Origin of the sequence: Cupriavidus sp. H19C3 (assembly GCF_049393815.1) — a bacterium.
GTDB lineage: Bacteria > Pseudomonadota > Gammaproteobacteria > Burkholderiales > Burkholderiaceae > Cupriavidus.
The window spans coordinates 725892-748165 of the sequence record NZ_CP184985.1 but is presented as its reverse complement, the minus strand read 5'-3'; the positions used below and the strand labels follow the sequence as shown (position 1 = coordinate 748165).

Genomic DNA, 22274 nt, shown 5'->3' with positions numbered 1-22274 from the left:
AGTATTCGCCTCTTTCAAACGCGAATAATTCTCGTTAGCAAACACGCGTTAGCGAGAGAATTCGCCCTGTGAGGCATCCAGACCATGACTTTCCGTCGGCCCCGTTGGCCTTTCCGTCGGTCTTTCCGTCGGTCCTTCCGTCAGCCCTTCCTGGCCCACCTGCGCTGCGCGCGCCGTGCTCCCTTCGCCCCCTTCGCCCTCATTGCCCCCGCGATGGGCGTCTTCCGGCCTTTCCGCACTCGCCCGCTGGCATGGCTGGCGCGGGCGCTCGTCCTGCACGGCTTTGCCCTCGGCGCCGGCGCGGCCGCGGCCCAACCCGATGCGCCGGTAGTTCCCGCCACGTCCACCCTGCCCGCCGTAACCGTCAATGCCAGCGGCTCACTGGCGGAACTCGCCGAGGCCGAGCGCGGCCAGCAGCTCGACATGCCGTTCAGCAACGGCGCGCTCGGCGCGCGCACGCAGCGCGATACGCCGTTCTCGACCACCATCGTCGGCGGCGAGAATCTTGCCGATCGCCAGGTGGTCAGCCTTGGCGGTGTCTTCGCGCTCGACGCGGCCGTCACCGACAACAGCAACGCCTACGGCAGCTGGGCGTCCTACCTGACCGTGCGCGGCGTGCAGCTCGACCGCGGCAACGCCTACAAGATCGACGGCATGCCGTTCATGGCGATGGGCAACACGCTGCCGTACGAACAACTCGCGCAGGTGGAACTGCTCAAGGGCTCGGCCGCCTTCATGTACGGCTTCGGCACGCCGGGCGGCGTGGTGAACTACGTCACGCGCAAGCCGCCCGGCCGCTTTCTGGCCAGCGTGGAAGCCGGCTACCGGACCGCGCATATCTGGTGGCAGCATGCCGACGTGGGCGGCCGCGCCGGTCCCGACGACATGCTTGGCTACCGGCTCAATCTCACGCACGAGGAAGGCAAGCCATCCAATGCGGTCGGTATCCATCGCAACTCGGTGTCGCTGGCATTGGACGCGCGCCTCTCGCGCGACCTCACCTGGAGCTTCGACGGGCTTTATCAGGATCGCGACGTCTGGGGGCAGACACCTTCGTTCGCGACCTACCGTCTGACCGGCGGCGCGCTGCCGGGCGAGGTCAGCGGCCGCGGCGGCGTCTTTGCGGGGCCGGACCAGCACCTCTATACCAACCTGCAGCTTTACACCACTGGCCTGCGCTACCAGTTGAACCCCGACTGGGTCCTCAGCACACGCTATGCGTTCAGCAAACAGGCGCGCAATCGCAATGAAGGGATCTATGTGCTGCGCGACCGCGCCGGCAACTACGACGATTTCCGCTATGACGGCCCACAGGCCAACCGGTACGCGTACTGGGACGCGATGGCGCAGGGCCGTTTCCACACCGGCCCGCTTGCCCACGCGCTCGTGGCCGGCATCTCGTGGCAGCACCAGCGCAACGCATGGAGCAGCGGTACCGACAAATACTTCCAGCTCGGCACCGGCAACCTGTTCCGGCCCAATACCAATGTCTACTTCTCGGAGGGCGGCTATCGCCTCAAGCGGGTGCGCGATGTCGACCAGAAGGCGGCGTTCGTCTCCGACACCGTGCAACTGACGGAACGCTGGTCGATCCTTGGCGGCCTGCGCTACACCAACTTCGAGCAGACCCGTTACGCGGCGACGGGCGCGATCGCCAGCACTTACAGCAAGCGTGGCGTGCTGTCGCCGACCGCCGCGCTGATGTACCAGCCGCTGCCTGGCACCATGCTGTACGCGAGTTACGTCGAATCGCTCGAACCGGGCCAGCTGGTTTCCGACCGGCGCCTCGCCAACTATGGGCAGCAACTCGACCCCGTGCGCAGCAAGCAGTACGAGGTTGGCGTCAAGACCGAGCGTGACAAATGGACCGGCACGGCCGCGCTGTTCCGCCTGGAACGCAGTGCGCAATACCGCCAGGGCGACTACATGGCGCAGGACGGTCTGGAAATCTACCAGGGCGTGGAATTCGAGTCGTTCACGCGCTTCGGTCAATGGGATCTCACCGGCAGCGCGATGTACCTCGACAGCCGCTATGCACGTGGCAACGCCAATCAGGGCAACCGCGTAGCCGGCGCACCGAACCTCGTGCTCGCGGCTGGCATCGGCTATCGCATCCCGTTCGTGCCGGGCCTGCGCGTGGGCGTGGACGGCAAATACACGAGCACCGCCAAACTGCGTCCGGCCGGGGATATCACGCTGGGCGGCTACGCCGTGTTCAATGCCGGCGCGAGCTACCACACGCGTATCGGCGGCAAGGAGGTGACGCTGCGCGCGGCGCTCTCCAATCTCGCCAACAGGCGCTACTGGGGCTTCCAGTACGCCGACTACATCCAGCCGGCCGACCCGCGCGCGTTCAGCCTGAGCGCGCGGATTGCCTATTGATCTGCGCCGGATGGCCGCACCGTCGCCCAGTCCCGGGAGCGGCCATATACGACACCGGCCGCGCCCCTCACGCCGCCTGACCTCGCCCCGCCGCCCGCGCGATGACTGCCTGACAGATCGGCACCATTTCGCATCTGTTGACGGCGGATCCCTGCAAGCGATCGCATAAACGCCACAGATTCACACGGTTTTTATTGACGCTCACGTGACTCGCTGGGTATCATTCGGCTTTTGTAACGCGAATCGTTCTCGTTAACGTTCTTATTTCGAGCGACCATAATGATATCGAGCCTGACCTCCTGCCCGCCTTCCCATCCGCCTTCCCATCCGCCTTCCCCGCCGCTTGCCAGCCTCAACCCGCACCGTGCCTGGTCACGGCACCTGCGCATCCGGCCCGCCGCCCGCCTCGCCCGCATGGTCGTGGTGGGCGGCTTCCCGCTCTGCGGCGCGGCCTTTGCGCAGCAAGCGGCGGCGCCCGCTGGTGAGGCCGCGCTGCCTACCGTGACGGTGAGCGCGGCCGCGGTCGACGAGAGCGGTCAGCAGTTGGAAAAGAAGGTCAGCAGCGGCGCCCTGGGGTCGCGCTCGCAGCTCGACACGCCGTTCTCGACCAGCATCGTCAGCGGCGAGAACCTTGCCGACCGCCAGGTCACCAAGCTCGGCGACATCTTTGCGCTCAACGCGTCGGTCTCGGACAACAGCAACGCCAACAGCAGCTGGACCGCCTACCTGACCGTGCGCGGCGTGCAACTGGACTGGCAGAACGCGTTCAAGATCAACGGCATGCCGTACGTGGGCTATGGCAATACGCTGCCCTACGAGCAACTGGAACAGGTGGAACTGCTCAAGGGCTCGGCGGCCTTCATGTACGGCTTTGCCACCCCGGGCGGCACCATCAACTACGTCACCAAGAAGCCGCCCGAGCACTTCCTGGCGAGCGTCGAGGCCGGCTACCGGACCGGGCACGTCTGGTGGGAACACGTCGACGTAGGCGGCCGCGCCGGACCCGACGACATGTTCGGCTACCGCCTCAATGTCACGCACGAGGAAGGCAAGCCTTCCAACGCCGTCGGCGTCAATCGCAATTCGGTGTCGCTCGGTCTCGACGCGCGTATCACACGCGACCTCACCTGGACCTTCGACGGCATCTACCAGGACCGCAACTCCTGGGGCCAGACGCCGACCTTCGCCACGTACATGTTGCCCGCCGGCACGCAGTTGCCAAGCGTGGTCAGCGGTCGCGGCGGCGTGTATGCCGGACCGGACCAGCATCTCTACACCAACCTCCAGCTGTACACCACCGGTCTGCGCTACAACCTCAATTCCGACTGGACGGTCAGCACCAACTACAGCTTCAGCAAGCAGTCGCGCAGCCGTAACGAGACCTCGTACGTGCTGCTCGATACCGCCGGCAACTACGACGATTTCCGCTACGACGGCACCCAGGGGCACCAGTTCAGCTTCTGGAATGCGATGGTCGAGGGCAAATTCCGCACCGGCCCGCTCTCGCACCAGCTGGTGGCAGGCGTGTCCTGGCAGAAGCAGATCGACCGCTACAGCATCGGCACCGACAAATACTTCCAGCTTGGCACCGGCAACCTGTTCCAGCCGAATGCCAACGTGTATTACTCGCAAGGCGGCTTCAGCAACTACCGCGCGAGCGATATCGAGCAGAAGGCGGCCTTTGTGTCCGATACGGTGCAGCTGACCGAGCGCTGGTCGATCCTCGGTGGCCTGCGCTATACCAACTTCGAGCAGAACAACTACGATCGCGCCGGCACCACCACCAGCACGTACAGCAAGAGCGGCGTGCTCTCGCCGACCGTCGCGCTGATGTTCAAGCCGATGCCCAGCACCATGCTGTACGCGAGCTATGTCGAGTCGCTCGAACCCGGACAGCAGGTTACCGATCCGAGCCTCGTCAACTTTGGCCAGCAGCTCAACCCCGTGCGCAGCAAGCAGTACGAACTGGGCGTCAAGACCGACCAGGGCAAATGGACCGGTACCGCCGCGCTGTTCCGCCTGGAGCGCGGCGCGCAGTATCGCCAGGGCGACTACTTCGCGCAGGACGGGCTGGAGATCTACCAGGGCGTGGAACTCGAGTCGTACGCCCGCCTCGGCCAATGGGATCTCACCGGCAGCGCGATGTACCTCGACAGCTGGTATGCGCGCGGCAACGCCAACAACGACAACCGCGTGGCCGGCGCGCCGAACCTCGTGCTTGCAGGCGGCGTGGGCTATCGCATCCCGTTCGTGCCGGGCCTGCGCGTGGGTGTCGACGGCAAGTACACGAGCACCACCAAACTGCGTCCGGCCGGCGATATCACGCTGGGCGGCTACACCGTGTTCAATGCCGGCGCGACCTACAACACGCGTATCGGCGGCAAGGACGTGACGCTGCGCGCGGTGCTGTCGAACCTCACCAACAAGCGCTACTGGGGCTTTCAGTACGCCGACTTCATGCAGCCGGCCGATCCGCGCGCGTTCAGCATCAGCGCGAAGATCTCGTACTGAGCGGGTCCTGAGGAGACGGCGGGGCGGCGGGACCGCGGCGCGCCGGCCACCGGCGGCCGATGGGTGGGCCGCCGATGGGTGGGCCGCCGATGGGTGGGCCGCCGTTGCCCCCGCGCGGGAAGGCGTTCGCCGCCGCGGCCGCCGTGGCTGACGAGCGGCGGACCGGGTCAGGACCGTAGCCGACCGGGCCCGGACCGTAGCCATTACAATGCCGGTTTTCACTCGCCCAACCGAACACCGGAAGACCGCCATGACGACCCTCGGAACGCCCCTCTCCCCCTCCGCCACCAAAGTCATGCTGCTGGGCTCGGGCGAGCTCGGCAAGGAAGTCCTGATCGCGCTGCAGCGGCTGGGCGTCGAGACCATCGCGGTGGACCGCTATGAGAACGCGCCCGGCCAGCAGGTAGCGCACCATGCGCGCACCATCGCGATGACCGATGGCGACCAGCTGCGGGCCCTGATCGAGGCCGAACGCCCCGACCTCGTGGTGCCGGAGATCGAGGCCATCGCGACGCCGACCCTGGAAGCCCTGGAAGCCGCGGGCGTAGTACGCGTGATCCCGACCGCGCGCGCCGCGCGCCTGACCATGGACCGCGAAGGCATTCGGCGCCTGGCCGCGGAAACGCTCGGCCTGCCCACCAGCCCTTACCAGTTCTGCGACTCGCTGGCAGAACTGCAGGCCGCGATCGACGGCGGCATCGGCTACCCGTGCGTGGTCAAGCCGGTCATGAGCAGCTCGGGCAAGGGCCAGAGCAAGATCGACGGCCCCGAGGGCGTCAAGGCCGCCTGGGACTACGCGATGGCCGGCGGCCGCGTCAGCCATGGCCGCGTGATCGTGGAAGGCTTTATCGACTTCGACTACGAGATCACGCTGCTGACGGTGCGGGCGAAGGAAGCCAACGGCGATATCGGCACGCAGTTCTGCGAGCCGATCGGCCACGTGCAGGTCAGCGGCGACTATGTGGAAAGCTGGCAGCCGCACCCGATGCATCCCAAGGCGCTCGAGACCGCGCAGCATATCGCGCGCGAAGTCACGAACAATCTCGGTGGCCAGGGCCTGTTTGGCGTGGAGCTGTTCGTCAAGGGCGAGCAGGTCTGGTTCAGCGAGGTCAGTCCGCGTCCGCACGACACGGGCATGGTGACGATGATCACGCAGTGGCAGAACGAGTTCGAGCTCCACGCCCGTGCCATCCTGGGCCTGCCGGTCAGCACCGCGCTCAAGAGCCCCGGTGCCAGCGCGGTCATCTATGGCGGCGTGGATGCCCAGGGTGTGGTGTTCGATGGCGTGGACGCCGCGCTGCGTGTCCCGCAGACCGAAGTGCGCCTGTTCGGCAAGCCGGAAAGCTTTACCAAGCGCCGCATGGGTGTTGCGCTGGCCTATGCCGCCGATGTCGACACCGCGCGCACCAACGCCAAGGAAGCAGCGAGCCGCGTCAAGCCGCGCGTGGCCGGGTAAGTCCAGCGGTCATACGCAGCCGATGGCAGCCCATGCAGGGGCTGCCTGCCCAAAGCGCACCGATCCGGCCCGGTGCCAATCGGCTTCATGCGTCCTGCCGCATGCCATGCACCGTCCGGCGTTGCCTACAGCAGCGTCACGTTCACCCTGTCATCGACGAATAACTCGCTGGTACCGAGGGTGTAGACGTGATAGGAAACGCCATCGAGGGTCTGATGGCCGGCGTCGGTCCAGTTGTATCCGGTCGGCTTGCGGAGCGCTAACGTGTCGGTGTTGTCCCCGGTCACAATGAACTGCGCCTTGCCGTCGTTGCTCGCCAGATTCATCGCGCCGAGGCGCTGAACATCGTTGTAGCCGATCGTCATCAGGTTGCTTCCATTGATGCCGAGATCGATCTTCTCGATACCCGTGATCTTCGATTTAAACAAATTCAGATCGATGTTCTGATTCTTCCCATCGAAAACGAGAACATCCGTCCCCATCCCACCATCCACAGCTTTAAAATCAAGCGCACTCACATGAATCGTGTCGTTGCCAGCCCCCCCGTTTGCGTAATCACCGGTACTTACTGACAGGAAGGTGTCACTTCCACTCCCTCCAAATAGTCTATCGAAACCGTCAGCACCGCCATTCAGCGTGCCAGTCAATATATCATTTCCATTCGTATAGGGCTGAGTAAAATCGGCCCGCGAATAATATATATATGCCGCACCGGAATCGGTTCCGCCATAATTTTGCCCGGCAGCATCCCTGCCGGACACATCACTCCCCGACGATCCGGCCGCGATATCGACCAGACCATCACCGTTCCAGTCGCCCACCGCCACCGAGCTGCCGAGTTTTTCGCCGGATTTATCGCCATATATCACTATACCCTTGGCCGGATCGGCGATGATATCGTTAATCGCCAGCACCGGCTGACTGATGTTCTGTCCCGTGCCATAAACTACATAGATAGCTCCAGTCTGGAGACCAGCGGGGTTTTTGGTATTAGGTGCACCGATGACAAAATCAGGAATGCCGTCAGCATTAATATCACCATCGGCCTTGACAGCATAGCCGAATTGCTCCGTCGACCTGGCGGGTGCGGCTACCGTGGAAGCCTTGTTTAATATGACAAAACCATCGGCACTGGTGAACGATTTGACATGCCCAGGGTCACGGGCGAAGTAATTTTTCCCATCGTTGGGAGCGCCGACATCGAGATATATGTCACGGGCAGCGTACCCACCTGCTTTCCCATAAATCACCCATACCCGCCCCAGATTGACTGGGGATCCCATGGCAAAGTCGTCTACGCCATCGCCATTGATATCCCCAAGCGCCGAGGTCATGACGTGGCTTGCGAAATTGTCCGTTCCCAGGGTGTCGTCAAGCATCGTATGCAGACGCACGCCATCAACGCCGTTTTTGAAGTTCCTCAGATCCATTGTGGCAGGAAGCCCGCCGGTCTTTCCGTAAACGACATATGCAGTGCCGCCGCCGGAAGTGAGCGGATTAATCTGGGTTTTTCCGCCGGACGTCGAGTCGATGATCAACATATCCGCGATGCCATCGCCATTTACATCACCGATGGATGTAATGTTATCTCCAATATTAGCATTCTTGACGCGATTGCCGGCAACGTTAGAGGCGTCGCCTCCCGTTATTGAAGTATTTTTTACATCCTGCTGAACGCGAAAAATTGTATCTTTATTAGTCTGGCTAAGTGTTATATTTTTCCATCCCGTAGTGGAATCATTCATATTTGCGCCGCCATAGATCACAAGCGCATGTCCGGTGCTACCGGCCGCCTTATTGCCTGAGATATTCGATATCATTAGATCGAGATAGCCGTCGCCGTTTATATCGGACCCGCCAATGCTGTAACCCATCCCGCTATCTTCCGATAACGGCAACTCGCTTATAAGAAAGCCATGAGAATTATCAATCGGTGAAGTCCCCAAGTCCCCTCCATCGATAGTCGAGAGATCCAGCACCCCATCGGCATAGCTTCCATTCGGCGCCCCGAAAACAACATACGCCTTGTCGTTATAATGGCTGGCAAGGAAGACGTCCGCATAACCGTCTCTGTTGAAATCGCCAAACTTATTTAATACCAGCCCCATCAGATCATTGGTTTGGTTATCTTTGACAAAGGCATGACCTTTTATTCTCAGCCCCTGCGACGCTTTTAACTGACCGAGATGGACGATAGGCGGCAGCCCTCCGGCGCCACCAAATAAAATGTACGCGGCACCTGTATCCGCCCTGTTGCCATCAACATAAGGGGCCGTGACGATGAAGTCGCCTATCCCGTCGCCGTTGAAATCTCCGGCGTCCGCCATTTCCCAGCCGGCCTGGTCGCCGGCTTTCGCGCCGATATATGTCATACGGCCACCAGCCTCGATCACCAGCGGCGAATTGGGCGTTCCCGTCGGCCCGATCAGACTTCCCGCCGAGGCCACCTGCTGATTGCCCGCCTCATCCACGAGAACCGCCCTCAGGGCATAGGTGCCTGTCTTGAGACTGGCGAGGCTCGTGCTCCATGAACCGTCCGCCTGCACCGGAATGGATCGTGCAAGAAACATGTCTCCCGGACCGGCCTGGTTATCTCCATTCACGTCAACGAAAAGCGTCACGGTCAATTTGTCGAGCGTTTCGGCGGAAGCAACGACCTTGCCTTCAAGATCCGGTGTCGCGTCGCCAGTGATGTTGTCCTTGTTGGATACCCCCCAATCGCTGGCATCCATGAGATCGAGCGTTGTGGAAGCACTCACAGGCGGCGTGACATCTACGTTGATGCCCCAGCCCGGGGTCGGATCGCTGCTTTGTCCCAGCGGATTGACGGCGCGCGCAGTCAGGTTGTGCAGGCCCTCGGCCAGTGCTGCAAGGGGTGTAAACGTCCAGTCCCCGCTGGCATTCGCCACGGCGGTACCCAGCAAGGTCGCGCCATCGAAGACCGATACCGTGCTGCCCGCCTCCGTAACGCCGTTGATCGTCGGACGGCCGTCGTCCGTCGCGCTCCCCGGCTTTAACGCACCGGTGACATCGCCCACATCATCGAGGATCTCGGTGATCGCCACCGGCGGCTTGACCGTGACCACCGTGATCGTGTAATTGGCGCTGCGCGTTGACGCATTGCCGGCGGGGTCCACCTCCACCGCCGAGAAGGCGTTGCTACCTGCGGCAAGGTCGGCGGTCGGCGTAAACGACCAGTTGCCATCACTCGCCACGGTGGTGCGACCGAGTTCCACCATGCCGGAGAAGTCGGTCGTCGATACGATGATGGTGTCTCCCGCGGTACCTGTGCCCTGGATGAGGGGACGCGTGTCGTCGGTGCTGCCGCCGTTGGGAACGTTGCCGGTGACCGCGCCAGCGTCGTCGCCAACGCCGGTCACGGCGAGTCGAGAGACGTCCGGCGCAGTGGTATCGACCGTGATGCGCCATGCCTCGGTGGGATCGCTGGTCTGCCCAACCGTGTTGATGGCAGTGATCGTGATGTTGTGCGCACCGTCCGCCAGTGCGGTGGCGGGCGTGAAACTCCAGTTGCCGTTCTCGTCGGCCGTGGCGGTGCCCAATGGTACTGGTGTCTCGGGGCCGTCGTAGATCGTGATGGTGCTGTTGGGGTCGCCTCAGAAAACGGAAAATAAAGCACGCTAAGCCGGTTGCAGCGGTCGTAGCGGCCTGAACTTGCCCGCGCCGATCTTGGCGCTGCTGCGCCAGAGGTAATCGCCGGTGAGGTTGATGTGCTCCCAACCGAGCGGCGACAGGTACTGCAACAGCGCGTTATCAACGGCATGGCCGTTGCCACGCAGCGCGTGCGCAGCCCGTTCCAGATAGACCGTGTTCCACAACACGACGGCAGCCGTTACCAGATTGAGGCCGCTAGCCCGGTAGCGCTGCTGCTCGAAACTGCGGTCGCGGATTTCACCCAGGCGGTTGAAAAACACTGCCCTGGCCAGCGCATTGCGCGCCTCGCCCTTGTTCAGGCCGGCATGCACGCGGCGGCGCAGTTCCACGCTTTGCAGCCAGTCCAGGATGAACAGCGTGCGCTCGATGCGGCCCAGCTCGCGGAGCGCCACGGCCAGGCCGTTCTGGCGTGGGTAGCTGCCGAGCTTTCGGAGCATCAGGGAGGCCGTCACCGTGCCCTGCTTGATCGAGGTGGCCAGCCGCAGGATTTCGTCCCAATGGGCGCGGACGTGCTTGATGTTGAGCGTGCCGCCGATCATGGGTTTCAGCGCGTCATAGGCGGCGTCGCCCTTCGGGATGTAGAGCTTGGTGTCGCCCAGGTCGCGGATGCGCGGCGCGAAGCGGAAGCCCAGGAGGTGCATCAGGGCGAAGACGTGATCGGTGAAGCCCGCCGTGTCGGTGTAATGCTCCTCGATCCGCAAGTCGGACTCGTGGTACAGCAGGCCGTCGAGCACGTAGGTCGAATCGCGCACGCCGACGTTCACGACCTTGGTGTGAAATGGCGCGTACTGGTCAGAAATGTGGGTGTAGAACGTCCGCCCTGGGCTGCTCCCGTATTTCGGGTTGATGTGGCCGGTGCTCTCGGCCTTGCTGCCGGTGCGGAAGTTCTGGCCGTCCGACGATGAGGTGGTGCCGTCGCCCCAGTGCTCGGCGAAGGGATGGCGGAACTGTGCGTTGACCAGATCGGCCAGCGCCGCCCCGTAGGTTTCGTCGCGGATGTGCCAGGCTTGCAGCCAAGCCAGCTTGGCGTAGGTCGTGCCGGGGCAAGACTCCGCCATCTTGGTCAGGCCCAGGTTGATCGCGTCGGCGAGGATCGTGGTCAGCAACAGGTTCTTGTCTTTGGCCGGGTCGCCCGATTTCAGATGCGCGAAATGCCGAGTGAATCCCGTCCATTCGTCCACCTCCAGCAGCAGTTCGGTGATCTTGACGTGCGGCAGGATCATTGCCGTCTGGTCGATCAGCGCTTGGGCGGTGTCGGGTACCGCCGCGTCGAGCGGCGTGATCTTCAAGCCTGACTCGGTGATGATGGCGTCCGGCAGCTCGTTGGCCGTCGCCATACGGTTGACGGTGGCAAGCTGTGTTTCCAGCAGCGTCAGCCGGTCGTTCAGGTACCGGTTGCAGTCGGTGGCCACGGCCAGCGGCAATTCGCTGGCCTGCTTGAGGCTGGCGAATTTCGCGGGCGGCACCAGGTAGTCCTCGAAGTCCTTGAACTGGCGCGACCCCTGCACCCAGATGTCGCCGGAACGCAACGCGTTCTTCATCTCCGACAGCGCGCACAGTTCGTAGTAGCGCCGGTCGATGCCGGTGTCGGTCATGACCAGCTTCTGCCAGCGCGGCTTGATGAACTCGGTCGGCGCGTCGGCGGGCACCTTGCGGGCGTTGTCGCTGTTCATGCCGCGCAGCACCTCGATGGCGTCGAGCACGTCCTTCGCGGCGGGAGCGGCCCGCAGCTTGAGCACGGCAAGGAATTCCGGCGCGTAGCGGCGCAGCGTGGCGTAGCTTTCGCCGATGCGGTGCAGGAAATCGAAGTCCTCGGGCTGCGCAAGCTTCTGCGCTTCGGTGACGCTCTCGGCGAAGGCATCCCAGGACATGACGGCCTCGATGGCGGCGAACGGATCGCGGCCCGCCTGCTTGGCCTCGATCAGCGCCTGGCCGATGCGGCCGAACAGCCGCACCTTGGCGTTGATCGCCTTGCCGGACGCCTGGAATTGCTGCTGATGCTTGTTCTTGGCGGCGTTGAACAGCTTGCCCAGGATGCGGTCGTGCAGGTCGATGATTTCGTCGGTGACGGTGGCCATGCCCTCGATGGCAAGCGCCACCAGGGTGGCATAGCGTCGCTGCGCCTCGAACTTGGCCAGGTCGGCGGGCGTCATCTGGCCACCCTCACGGGCGATCTTGAGCAGGCGGTTCTGGTGCACCGACCGCTCGATGCCAGAAGGCAGGTCGAGCGCCTGCCACGCTTTGAGGCGTTCGATGTGTTCCAGCATGTGCCGCGAATTCGGTTTGACGGGCGATTGGCGCAGCCAGGCCAGCCAGGTCGTTTTGCCGTTGTCCCGACGCTTGAGCAGATCGTCGAGGCGGCGGCGATGCGCGTCCGACAGCGGTTCGGCCAAGGCATCGTAGATGCGCCGGTTGGCGCGGGTGATTGCTTCGGCGCTCGCCCGCTCGACGGCGTTGAGGGCAGGCAGAATGACCGACTGCTGCCGCAGGTGCTCGATCAAGGTGCTGGCCAGCACGATGCCCTTGTCGGTCTGCAAGGCCATCTCGGTCAGCAACTGGACGGCCTGCCGGTAGTGGCCCATGGTAAAGGGCTGGAAGCCGAACACCGTTTGCAGTTCGACCAGGTGCTCGCGCCGGGTCTGCTCCCGCTGCCCGTATTCGTCCCAGCTTTCGACGCTGACCTTGAGCTGGTCGGCGACCAGTTTCAACATGGGCGGAAACGGCGGCTCATCGACGCCCAGGATGACACCAGGAAAGCGCAGGTAACAGAGCTGCACGGCGAAGCCCAGCCGGTTGGCCGGGCCGCGCCGCTGCCGGATGATGGAGAGGTCGGTTTCGCTGAACGTGTAGTGACGGATCAACTCATCCTTGGTGTCCGGCAACGCCAGCAGGCTTTCGCGCTCGGCGGCGGACAGGATTGAACGACGTGGCATATTTACTGATCCGTTCTCAAGTATTGATACAGGGTTTCGCGACTGATTCCGAATTCACGAGCCAGCTTGGTCTTTTGCTCGCCAGCCTCGACACGTTGGCGCAGTTCGGCAATACGCTCAGACGACAGGGATTTCTTCCTGCCACGGTAGGCCCCGCGCTGCTTGGCGAGCGCGATGCCCTCGCGCTGCCGCTCGCGGATCAAGGCGCGTTCGAACTCGGCGAACGCGCCCATTACCGACAGCATCAGGTTCGCCATCGGCGAGTCCTCGCCGGTGAAGGTCAAATGCTCCTTAAGGAACTCGATGCGTACGCCGCGCTGGGTGAGGCCCTGCACCAGGCGGCGCAGGTCGTCGAGGTTGCGCGCCAGACGATCCATGCTGTGCACCACGACCGTGTCGCCTTCGCGCACGAAGGCGAGCAGCCGTTCCAGTTCGGGCCGCCGTGTGTCCTTGCCCGACGCCTTGTCGGTGAACACTTTATCCACCTGGATCTGTTCGAGCTGCCGTTCTGGGTTCTGGTCGAAGCTGCTGACGCGGACGTAACCGATGCGCTGACCGTGCAAGGTATCCTCCTGAGGGAAATGTGTCAGGAAGAAATCTATGACCCTTGACGGCGTATGTCAATCAATTCGGAAGGCAACTCTATTCTGACGATTTAGCGCCGGATGGTCTGACGCCAAGTTAGGGTATGCCTCAATCTGACGGTAGCGAGTCGCAGGCGTTCGGATCGGCATCGGTTTCGTTCCCTGTCTTGGCACGCGCTTCGAAGCGTTGATAACACTCCAACCCGCAGAAGTGCTCGACGTATTCCGCGCCTTCCGGGGTGAAGGCGGCATCGAGCGGGATTTCCTTGCAGCACACGCAGCAACTGGTGGTGGTCGAGTCACTTGCATTCATGGTGGCACCCCTCCATTGACTGACGAAGACGGCGAATGCCGCCGCCGGCATTGGCTTCGCGAACAGGAAGCCTTGTCCTGTGTCGCAGTCCGCTTGTCGCAATAGATCAAGACTCGCCGATGTTTCCACGCCTTCAGCCACCACATCCATGCCCAGCCCGTGCGCAAGCTGAATCACGGTGTGCACGATGGTTTGGTCGCGGCGGTCGTTGGCGAGCCCGGCGACAAACGATTGGTCGATCTTGAGCGTGCTGATTGGGCAGCACTTCAGATGTTGCAGACAGGAATACCCCGTCCCGAAGTCATCGGCGGCGAAGCGCACACCGATCTGCCGCAAGGCGTCCAGGGCGGGGAAGATCGCCGGATCACCAAACGCGACCGATTCGGTCAGCTCGATTTCGAGATACTCGGCGGGCAACTCGGCATCAGCCAGCACGCCCTTTACCCACCCGTCGAAGTCCGGTCCCACTTGGCTCGCCGAAACATTGACGGCCAGCCGGAACGGTCGCCATGCCAGCATTCGCCAGTCACGCATCTGGCGGCAGGCTTCGCCCAGCACCCAAGCGCCGATTTCAGGCATCAGGCCGGACGATTCGACCACGGGCAGGAACTGGCCCGGTGGCAATAGTCCAAGCGTCGGATGACGCCAGCGCAACAGGGCTTCCGCGCCGACAATCCCACCACTGCGCAGATCGACGACGGGCTGGTAGTGCAGTTCAAGCTGCCCGCGCTCGACCGCTTGGGCCAGTTCCGGCGTCGTCCATCCATCCGGCCGGAAAGCGCTCATTCTCTTTCCCTGAATGCCCGCAACGCCCGCGACAGGGACAGAAGGAACAGGCCGGTCAAACCGAGCGCCGCGATGACCCAATGCTCGCCGAGGAAAGCACCGGCGGTTGTGCCGGCCAGCACGACAGCGAGGATGGGCAGGTGGCAGGGGCAAGTCAGCACAGCCAGTCCGCCCCACAGGTAGCCGGTGATCGGTTTGTGCGTCTCGGACGGCAAGCGCTCGGGGTTGTTCATGGCAGACTCTCCGCGTGCTGTGCCGGCTCGGTCGGCAGGGTGGCCAACTGCACTTCCAGATCGGCCAACGCTTCGCGCCGACGCTCGACGAACTGACGCAGCAGGGCAAGCTGCGCGGCCGCTTCGTCGCCGTCCGCCGCATCCAGCGCCCGGCACAGCCGCGCCAGCGCGTCGAGGCCGATGCCCGCCTCGAAGGCCGCCCGCACGAAGCACAGCCGTTGCAAGGCGGCGTCATCGAACAAGCCGTAGCCGCCTGGTGTGCACGCCACCGGGCGCAGCAATCCGCGCAGCAGGTAGTCGCGCACGATATGCACGCTCACCCCGGCATCAAGAGCCAGCCGGGACACCGTGTAGGCGTTCATTGAACACCTCCTTTTTCTCACCCGGCGCAGCAGGAAAGCTGCTTCACATCCTTGTTGAAGGTCTGCGCCGCGAGCTTCAACCCCTCGACCATCGTCAGGTAGGGGAACAACTGGTCGGCCAGTTCCTGCACCGTCATGCGGTTGCGAATGGCCAGAGCCGCCGTCTGGATCAGTTCACCCGCTTCCGGCGCGACCGCCTGTACGCCGATCAGCCGATGGCTGCCTTCCTCGATAACCAACTTGATGAAGCCGCGTGTGTCGAAGTTGGCGAGCGCACGCGGCACGTTGTCCAAGGTCAAGGTGCGGCTGTCGGTCTCGATCCCGTCGTGGTGGGCTTCCGCCTCGCTGTAGCCCACGGTCGCCACTTGCGGATCGGTGAACACCACGGCCGGCATTGCGGTCAGGTCGAGCGCCGCATCGCCGCCGGTCATGTTGATCGCGGCACGGGTGCCGGCCGCTGCCGCCACATAGACGAACTGCGGCTGGTCGGTGCAGTCGCCGGCCGCGTAGATGTTCGGGTTGCTCGTGCGCATGCCTTGGTCGATGACGATGGCACCTTGCGCATTGACAGTGACCCCCGCTGCGTCCAGCGCGAGGCTGCGCGTGTTCGGTGTCCGACCGGTGGCAACCAGCAGTTTGTCGGCGCGCAATTCACCGTGCGTGGTGGTCAGCACGAATTCACCGTCCATATGGGCGACCTGGCTGGCTTGCGTGTGCTCCAGCACCTCGATGCCCTCGGCACGGAAAGCGGCTGTCACCGCCTCGCCGATGGCCGGGTCTTCACGGAAGAACAAGGTATTGCGCGCCAGGACCGTGACCTTGCTGCCCAGCCGGGCAAAGGCTTGCGCCAGCTCCAGCGCCACCACCGACGAGCCGATTACGGCAAGGCGTTCGGGAATGGTGTCGCTCGCCAGGGCCTCGGTGGAAGTCCAGTAGGGTGACTCTTTCAAGCCCGGAATCGGCGGGACCGCCGGGCTGGCACCCGTGGCGACCAGGCAGCGGTCGAACATCACGACGCGCTCGCCACCCTCGTTCAAACGGACGGTAAGGCTCTGGTCGTCCTTGAAGCGCGCCTCACCGTGCACAACGGTGATGGCCGGATTACCGCCCAGGATGCCTTCGTACTTGGCGTGCCGCAGTTCGTCGACGCGGGCCTGCTGCTGGGCCAGCAGCTTACTGCGGTCAATCGTAGGCACAGTTGCCGCAATACCGCCATCGAACGGGCTTTCCCGGCGCAGATGGGCGATGTGGGCGGCGCGGATCATGATCTTGGACGGCACACAGCCGACATTGACGCAGGTGCCGCCGATGGTGCCGCGCTCGATCAGCGTGACCTGCGCGCCTTGCTCGACGGCCTTCAGCGCCGCCGCCATCGCGGCTCCACCGCTGCCAATGACCGCTACCTGCACCGGGGGCTCGTTGCCACTGTGCTTTTCGGCGGCGGCCATCCATCCCCGCACCTTGTCGAGCAGTCCGACGCGGTTGTCCGCCAGTGGCGCATCGGCTAGCGTTGCCTTGTAGCCCAGTCCGGCCACGGCGGCAGTCAGCGCGTCCGGCGATGTGCCCGGCACGATGGCGAGTTGCGCTGTGCCCTTCGGATAGGACACCAGCGCCGACTGCACGCCTGGCACTTTTTCCAGCGCTTCCTTGACGTGCGCCGCGCACGAGTCGCAAGTCATGCCGGTGATTTTTAGATGGGTCATGCAACAGATCCTTTATCGTTTGTGGCGCCAGACAATGACGTCCGTTGTGCTGCGGTGCCGTTTTCAGTGACTCACTGCTTGACGCTGGACGGATAGCCCGCGTCTGCGGTTGCCTTGGTCAGCTTCTGCACGCTGGTCTTGGCATCGTCGAAGGTGACGACCGCTTGGCGTGTCTCGAAAGTCACGTCAACTTTGCTGACGCCTTCGACCTTGGAAATCGCCTTCTTGACAGTGATCGGGCAGGCGGAGCAGGTCATGCCCGGTACGGACAGCGTGACGGTCTGGGTGGCGGCCCAGACGGGGGCAACAACGGCGGCGAGGGCGAGGGAGGCAAACAGTTTCTTCATGGTGAACTCCGATCAGTAGAAAAATGGCATGACGTAGGGAAATCCGAGCGCGACCAGAACCAGCGCGGCCACGATCCAGAAAATGAGCTTGTAAGTAGCTCGCACTTGGGGAATCGCGCAGACCTCACCCGGTTTGCAGGCCGCTGCCTGCCGGTAGATGCGCCGCCAGGCGAAGAACAACGCCACCAGCGCCACGCCGATAAAGATGGGGCGATAGGGATCCAACACCGCCAAGTTGCCGATCCAAGCGCCGCTGAACCCCAAGGCGATCAGAACCAACGGCCCGAGGCAGCAAGCCGAGGCGAGGATGGCGGCAAGCCCTCCAGTGAAGAGCGCGCCGCGCCCGGTTTTTGGTTCAGACATGCGCTTGTCCTTTCGAATTGAAATTGGATAGCGTAACCTTACTTCCGTACTCATGTACGGAGTCAAGCGATATGGAAAACAATTTGGAGAACCTGACCATTGGCGTTTTCGCCAAGGCGGCCGGGGTCAATGTGGAGACCATCCGTTTCTATCAGCGCAAGGGCTTGTTGCTGGAGCCTGACAAGCCCTATGGCAGCATCCGCCGCTATGGCGAGGCGGATGTAACGCGGGTGCGCTTCGTGAAATCAGCCCAGCGGCTGGGCTTCAGCCTGGATGAGATCGCCGAGCTGCTGCGGCTGGAGGATGGCACCCATTGCGAGGAAGCCAGCAGTCTGGCCGAGCACAAGCTCAAGGACGTGCGCGAGAAAATGGCTGACCTGGCGCGCATGGAGGCCGTGCTGTCTGAGTTGGTGTGCGCCTGCCATGCGCGAAGGGGGAACGTTTCCTGCCCGCTGATCGCGTCACTACAGGGTGGAGCAAGCTTGGCAGGTTCGGCTATGCCTTAGCGTGCTTTATTTTCCGTTTTCTGAGACGACCCCCTGTTGGCCTGCGCGGTGCCCGTAAAGGTGGGCCGCGTGTCGTCGGTGACGTCGCCCTTCTGCAGCGTGCCGGTGACGATGCCGACATCGTCCAGCACGTTGGCCAGCGTCGGCACGGACGGCTTGCTGAAATCGACCACGATCGCATACGGCGCACTGGGAGCGGTCGCGTTGCCGGCCGGGTCGACCTCTACCGCAGTGAGCGTGTGTTCGCCCGGCAGCAGCGGCTGTGCCGGCTCCAGCGACCACGTGCCGTCCGTGCCGACGGTCGTGCGCCCAATCTCGTGCGTGCCGGTGCTGTCTGCCGTCGAGACGATGATGGTGTCACCGGCGGTGCCCGTCCCCTGGATCACCGGGCTCGCATCGTCGGTGGTCACGCCGGCCGCCACGTTACCGGTGACGGCGCCCACATCGTCGACCAGACCGGTGATTCTCAGGCCGGCCGCATCGGGCGGCGTGTAGTCGGTCGTCACCGTCATCGGTGCGGATGGCACGCTGGTGTTGCCCGCCGCATCGGTCACGGTGATGGTAAACGCGTGACTGCCTTCGGGCAGCGCGGTGCCCGGCGTGAAACGCCAGTTGCCGTTCTCGTCGGCCGTTACCGTGCCGATGGTGGTGCCGTTATCGAGGATATCGACTCTGCCATTGGCCTCGGCCTTGCCCTCGAACTGGGGCCGCGCATCGCCAGTGACGCCGCCATTGGGTACCGGACCGGGCGTGGCGCCGGTGTTCTCGGTCAACGTGGTGATGGCCGCGCCGGTCGGTGCCGTCGTATCGACGACCAGCGCGAACGGTGGCGTGGGGGCACTCGTATTTCCGGCCAGATTGGTTGCCGTGACGGTAATGCTGTGGGCCCCCTCCGCCAGGTCGGCGGCGGGCGTAAAGCTCCACGCACCCGTGGCATCGACGGTGGTCGTGCCAAGCGTCGTGGCCCCGTCGAACACCGTGATCGTGCTGCCGCTCTGACCGGTGCCCTGGATGGTGGGCCGCACATCGTCGGTCGGCCCGCCGGCGGCCACGGTGCCCAACACCGCGCCGACGTCGTCCTGGACGGCGGTGATCTGTACCACCACATCTGCCGTATCGAGCGTCACGCTCAGGAGCGGCGTCATGGCGCTGCTGTTGCCGGCGGGATCGGTGACGACGGTGGCAAAGGCATGCGGGCCGTCGGCCAGCGCCGTTGCGGGCTCGAAACGCCAGTTGCCGGCGTCGTCGGCCCTGGCCGTGCCGATCGCCGTGCCATTGTCGTAGAGGGTGACCGTGCTGCCGGCCTCGGCCGTCCCCGCAAAGCTCGGGCGGCTGTCGTCGATGGTCGCGCCGCTGCTGACCGGACCCTGCACCGCGCCCGTATCGTCCGTGAGCGTGACATTGCTGGCCGCGGCCGGGGCCGTGGTATCGACGCTCAGCTGCCACGCCTCGCTGCGCGCGCTGGCCTGCCCGACCGGGTTCACTGCCGTGGCGGTAATGCCGTGCGCGCCATCGGCAAGCGCCATCTGGGGCGTAAAGCTGAAATTGCCGCTGGCGTCCGCGATGGTCGTCCCCAGCAGCGTGGTGCCATCGTAAAGGGTCACCGTGCTGCCCGGCTGCGCATTGCCCAGGATCGTGGGCGTATTGTCGTCGGTCGTATCGCCCTTCTGCAGCATGCCGGTCATCGCGCCGGCGTTGTCCTGCACGTTGCCGATCACCGGCGGCGCCGGCTTGCCGAAGTCCAGCGTAATGGCGTACGGCGCGCTCGGGCCAGACTGGTTGCCCGCCGCGTCCATGTCCACCGCGCGCAGCGAGTTCGCGCCGCCCAGCAGCGGCAAGGCCGGCTCCAGCGTCCATGTGCCATCGGCGGCCACCGTCGCCCGCCCCACCTCGTGCGTGCCGGTGCTGTCCGTGGTGGACACGATGATGGTGTCGCCCGCCACCCCCGTGCCGCGAATGAGCGGCCGGCTGTCGTCGGTCGTGCCGCCCGCCGCCACGTTGCCGGTTACCGTGCCCACGTCGTCGGTGACGCCGGTAATCGACACGCGCGCCGCATCCGGCGGGGTGATATCGAGGCTGAAGACAAACGCATCCGACTGGGCGCTCTCATTGCCGGCCAGATCCGTCTGCGTGGTGGTGATGCGGTGCTGCCCTTCGGCAAGATCCGCGGATGGTGTCAGGCTCCATTGCCCGTTGGCGGCTACCGGCGCGCGGCCGATGGCCTGGCCGTTGTCGTACACCGTCACCGTCTCGCCCGCCGTGCCGAACCCCGTGAAGGTGGGCCGGCGGTCATCGGTGACGCCATTCGCCGCGATCGGTCCCTGGATCGGCCCCACATCGTCCAGCACCTGGTCGAGGCCGAGCGGACCCGCGGGCTTCGGCGGCGCCGAGGTGTCCACCGTCACCGCATACGACGCCGCCTCGCTCGTGTTGCCGGCGCGGTCGGTCGCGGTCACCTCGATGGCATGATCGCCTTCGGCCAGCGGCTGCGCGGGCGTGAACGACCACGCGCCCTGCCCGTCCGCCGTCACCGTGCCGATCAGTTCCTCGTTGTCGTAGACCTTGATCGTGCTGCCCGGTTCGGCCACCCCCGCGAGCGTCGGCGTCGTGTCGTTGGTCTGTCCGCCATTGGGCACCGGCCCGGTGACCGGCGCCACGTCATCGGTCATGCCGTCGATGAGCGGGGTCGGCGGGGCTTCGGTATCCACCACTGCCGGCATCGTCATGGTCGTGGTATTGCCGGCCGGATCCTGCTCGCTCACCACGATGTCCTGAGGACCGTCAGGCAGCGCCGTATCGGCCTTGACCGACCAGGTACCGTCGGCTGCCACGGTGGTGGTCTTGCTCTCGCCGCCGGGAAAGGTCACGGTAATCCGATCGCCCGGCTCGCCCGTGCCGTTGATGGTGGGCCGCGTGTCGTTGGTGGTCAGCCCGTCGACCGTGCCGGCAATCGTGGCCGCCGGCGTCGCGGGCGGCACCGAGTCGATCACCACATCGACCACCGGCACCGGCGCGCTCGGCGGCGCGTCGGGTCCCGCCTGCGTGACCGCGAGATGGTGCTCGCCATCGCCAAGCGGTGCCTCGGGCTGGAAGCGCCATATCCCGTCGGCGCCCACCACCGTGGTGCCGATGACCTGCTCGCCGTCGTAGACCGTGATCGTATAGCCCGCGATGCCGGTGCCCGTGATCACCGGCCGCGTGTCGTCGCTGACATCGCCATTGGTCAGCACACCCTGTACCGGCCCCACCTGGTCCAGCGCCTGCGGATTGACCGGGGCCGGGGCCGGCGTCTTGCTTCCCGATCCGCCACTCGTCGCCGCCACGACCGTGCCGGCGATGGCCGCTCCCGCACCGGCGAGCAATAACCACGGCGGAATCCCCCACAAGCCCGTACTCTCGCTCTGCGTCGGAATCAGCGATTCGGCCGGGCCGAGCGGCTCGCCCCCCAGGGCCAGCGGTGCCATCTGGCCATCGGGCAACGCGAGAAATCCCGTGCTCGCATCGGTCGGCACATAGGCATAGAGTCCGGCGTCCTCGGCAATCCCGTACAGCCCCGACGGCTCCGACAGCGCGTAATAGCCCTCCAGGGTCAGGGCCGGGGCGTCCTCCCCCTCCAGCATGACCTGCAGGTCGTCACCCACGCGGCGGACCGTCACGTTCTCGGGCGAAACGTCCGAATCCGCTTCCTTTAACACGTACCGCGCCCCCGGGACCGCCTTGATCTTTGCAGGCGAAGTGCTGTCGATGCGTACCGCCTTGCCCAGCAGCTTGCCTTGCCGGCTGACAATGATTTCTGCGTTCCTTGACATCGCATATTCTCCGATGACGATTTTATTAAAATCGACTTCTCACCATGCCTGGAGAACTATTTATTGTTTATGTCGACGGCACTTTATCTCGACAGCCTTGCATAAAAAATAGCAATACCGCCTTGAAAAGCAAGAACACATCACGCGAAATTCGGCGTCATATGACCGAATTCCGTCATTTAAACATCACTACGGCACAAACAAATTAATCAAGATCAGTCTAGATATAATGCTTATTATTTTTCTGTTTGCATTAATTCGGACCGAGCCTCTCCGATCATGACAACCTGCCGCTCTCGCGCAAGCGGGAGAGC

Annotated in this window: 14 protein-coding genes; 4 read left to right on the top strand and 10 right to left on the bottom strand. The window is 64.0% G+C overall.

The genetic code is table 11. The annotated features are described in order from the left end of the window. Positions 1-213 precede the first annotated feature (213 nt). The 3 genes from DFLDMN_RS03335 to purT all read left to right on the top strand — a co-directional run bounded on the left by DFLDMN_RS03335 (position 214) and on the right by purT (position 6349). The gene (locus DFLDMN_RS03335; RefSeq protein ID WP_423197091.1) at positions 214-2382 is read left to right on the top strand and encodes a TonB-dependent siderophore receptor; all 2169 of its coding nucleotides are present in this window, start codon (positions 214-216) and stop codon (positions 2380-2382) included. A gap of 414 nt (positions 2383-2796) precedes the next feature. After that, on the top strand, positions 2797-4893 hold the full coding sequence (locus DFLDMN_RS03330; protein WP_423198296.1) for a TonB-dependent siderophore receptor: 2097 nt from the start codon (positions 2797-2799) through the stop codon (positions 4891-4893). A gap of 250 nt (positions 4894-5143) precedes the next feature. Further along, positions 5144-6349 (top strand): formate-dependent phosphoribosylglycinamide formyltransferase, encoded by a 1206-nt coding sequence (gene purT, locus DFLDMN_RS03325; protein WP_423197090.1) that lies wholly within the window; start codon positions 5144-5146, stop codon positions 6347-6349. Positions 6350-6474: 125 nt separating this feature from the next. On the opposite strand, the gene DFLDMN_RS03320 is transcribed toward purT, so the two are convergent. The 9 genes from DFLDMN_RS03320 to merT all read right to left on the bottom strand — a co-directional run bounded on the left by DFLDMN_RS03320 (position 6475) and on the right by merT (position 17645). Next, a complete protein-coding gene (locus DFLDMN_RS03320; RefSeq protein ID WP_423198295.1) occupies positions 6475-9945 on the bottom strand; it encodes an Ig-like domain-containing protein in 3471 nt (1156 codons plus the stop codon). Positions 9946-9987: 42 nt separating this feature from the next. Beyond that, positions 9988-12954 carry a Tn3 family transposase gene (locus DFLDMN_RS03315; protein ID WP_423197089.1) on the bottom strand — a complete coding sequence of 989 codons (2967 nt, stop codon included), beginning with the start codon at positions 12952-12954 and terminating at the stop codon, positions 9988-9990. A gap of 2 nt (positions 12955-12956) precedes the next feature. After that, positions 12957-13517 (bottom strand): recombinase family protein, encoded by a 561-nt coding sequence (locus DFLDMN_RS03310; RefSeq protein WP_003124096.1) that lies wholly within the window; start codon positions 13515-13517, stop codon positions 12957-12959. A gap of 130 nt (positions 13518-13647) precedes the next feature. Beyond that, positions 13648-14637 (bottom strand): DUF3330 domain-containing protein, encoded by a 990-nt coding sequence (locus tag DFLDMN_RS03305; RefSeq protein ID WP_003132006.1) that lies wholly within the window; start codon positions 14635-14637, stop codon positions 13648-13650. Beyond that, positions 14634-14870: a broad-spectrum mercury transporter MerE gene (gene merE / locus DFLDMN_RS03300; RefSeq protein WP_003132004.1), complete on the bottom strand. Its 237-nt coding sequence runs from the start codon at positions 14868-14870 to the stop codon at positions 14634-14636. Before merE ends, DFLDMN_RS03305 begins: the two co-directional genes overlap by 4 nt. Continuing rightward, positions 14867-15232, bottom strand: a complete 366-nt coding sequence (gene merD / locus DFLDMN_RS03295; RefSeq protein ID WP_000995360.1) for a mercury resistance co-regulator MerD — start codon at positions 15230-15232, stop codon at positions 14867-14869. The genes merE and merD overlap by 4 nt, the downstream gene beginning before the upstream one ends. A 17-nt stretch (positions 15233-15249) precedes the next feature. Beyond that, a complete protein-coding gene (merA, locus tag DFLDMN_RS03290; protein ID WP_003156770.1) occupies positions 15250-16935 on the bottom strand; it encodes a mercury(II) reductase in 1686 nt (561 codons plus the stop codon). A 71-nt stretch (positions 16936-17006) separates the two neighbouring features. After that, the gene (gene merP, locus DFLDMN_RS03285) at positions 17007-17282 is read right to left on the bottom strand and encodes a mercury resistance system periplasmic binding protein MerP (RefSeq protein WP_003131987.1); all 276 of its coding nucleotides are present in this window, start codon (positions 17280-17282) and stop codon (positions 17007-17009) included. A 12-nt stretch (positions 17283-17294) separates the two neighbouring features. Then, positions 17295-17645 (bottom strand): mercuric ion transporter MerT, encoded by a 351-nt coding sequence (gene merT / locus DFLDMN_RS03280; protein WP_006224622.1) that lies wholly within the window; start codon positions 17643-17645, stop codon positions 17295-17297. A 71-nt stretch (positions 17646-17716) separates the two neighbouring features. Here merT and DFLDMN_RS03275 point away from each other — a divergent pair, with 71 nt between their 5' ends. Continuing rightward, entirely contained in the window at positions 17717-18151 is a 435-nt protein-coding gene (locus tag DFLDMN_RS03275; RefSeq protein ID WP_003131969.1) for a mercury resistance transcriptional regulator MerR, read from the top strand. Here the strand turns inward: DFLDMN_RS03275 and DFLDMN_RS03270 are convergent. Then, positions 18148-21960, bottom strand: a complete 3813-nt coding sequence (locus DFLDMN_RS03270; RefSeq protein ID WP_423197088.1) for an Ig-like domain-containing protein — start codon at positions 21958-21960, stop codon at positions 18148-18150. The two genes, DFLDMN_RS03275 and DFLDMN_RS03270, sit on opposite strands and share 4 nt — an antisense overlap. Positions 21961-22274 lie beyond the last annotated feature (314 nt).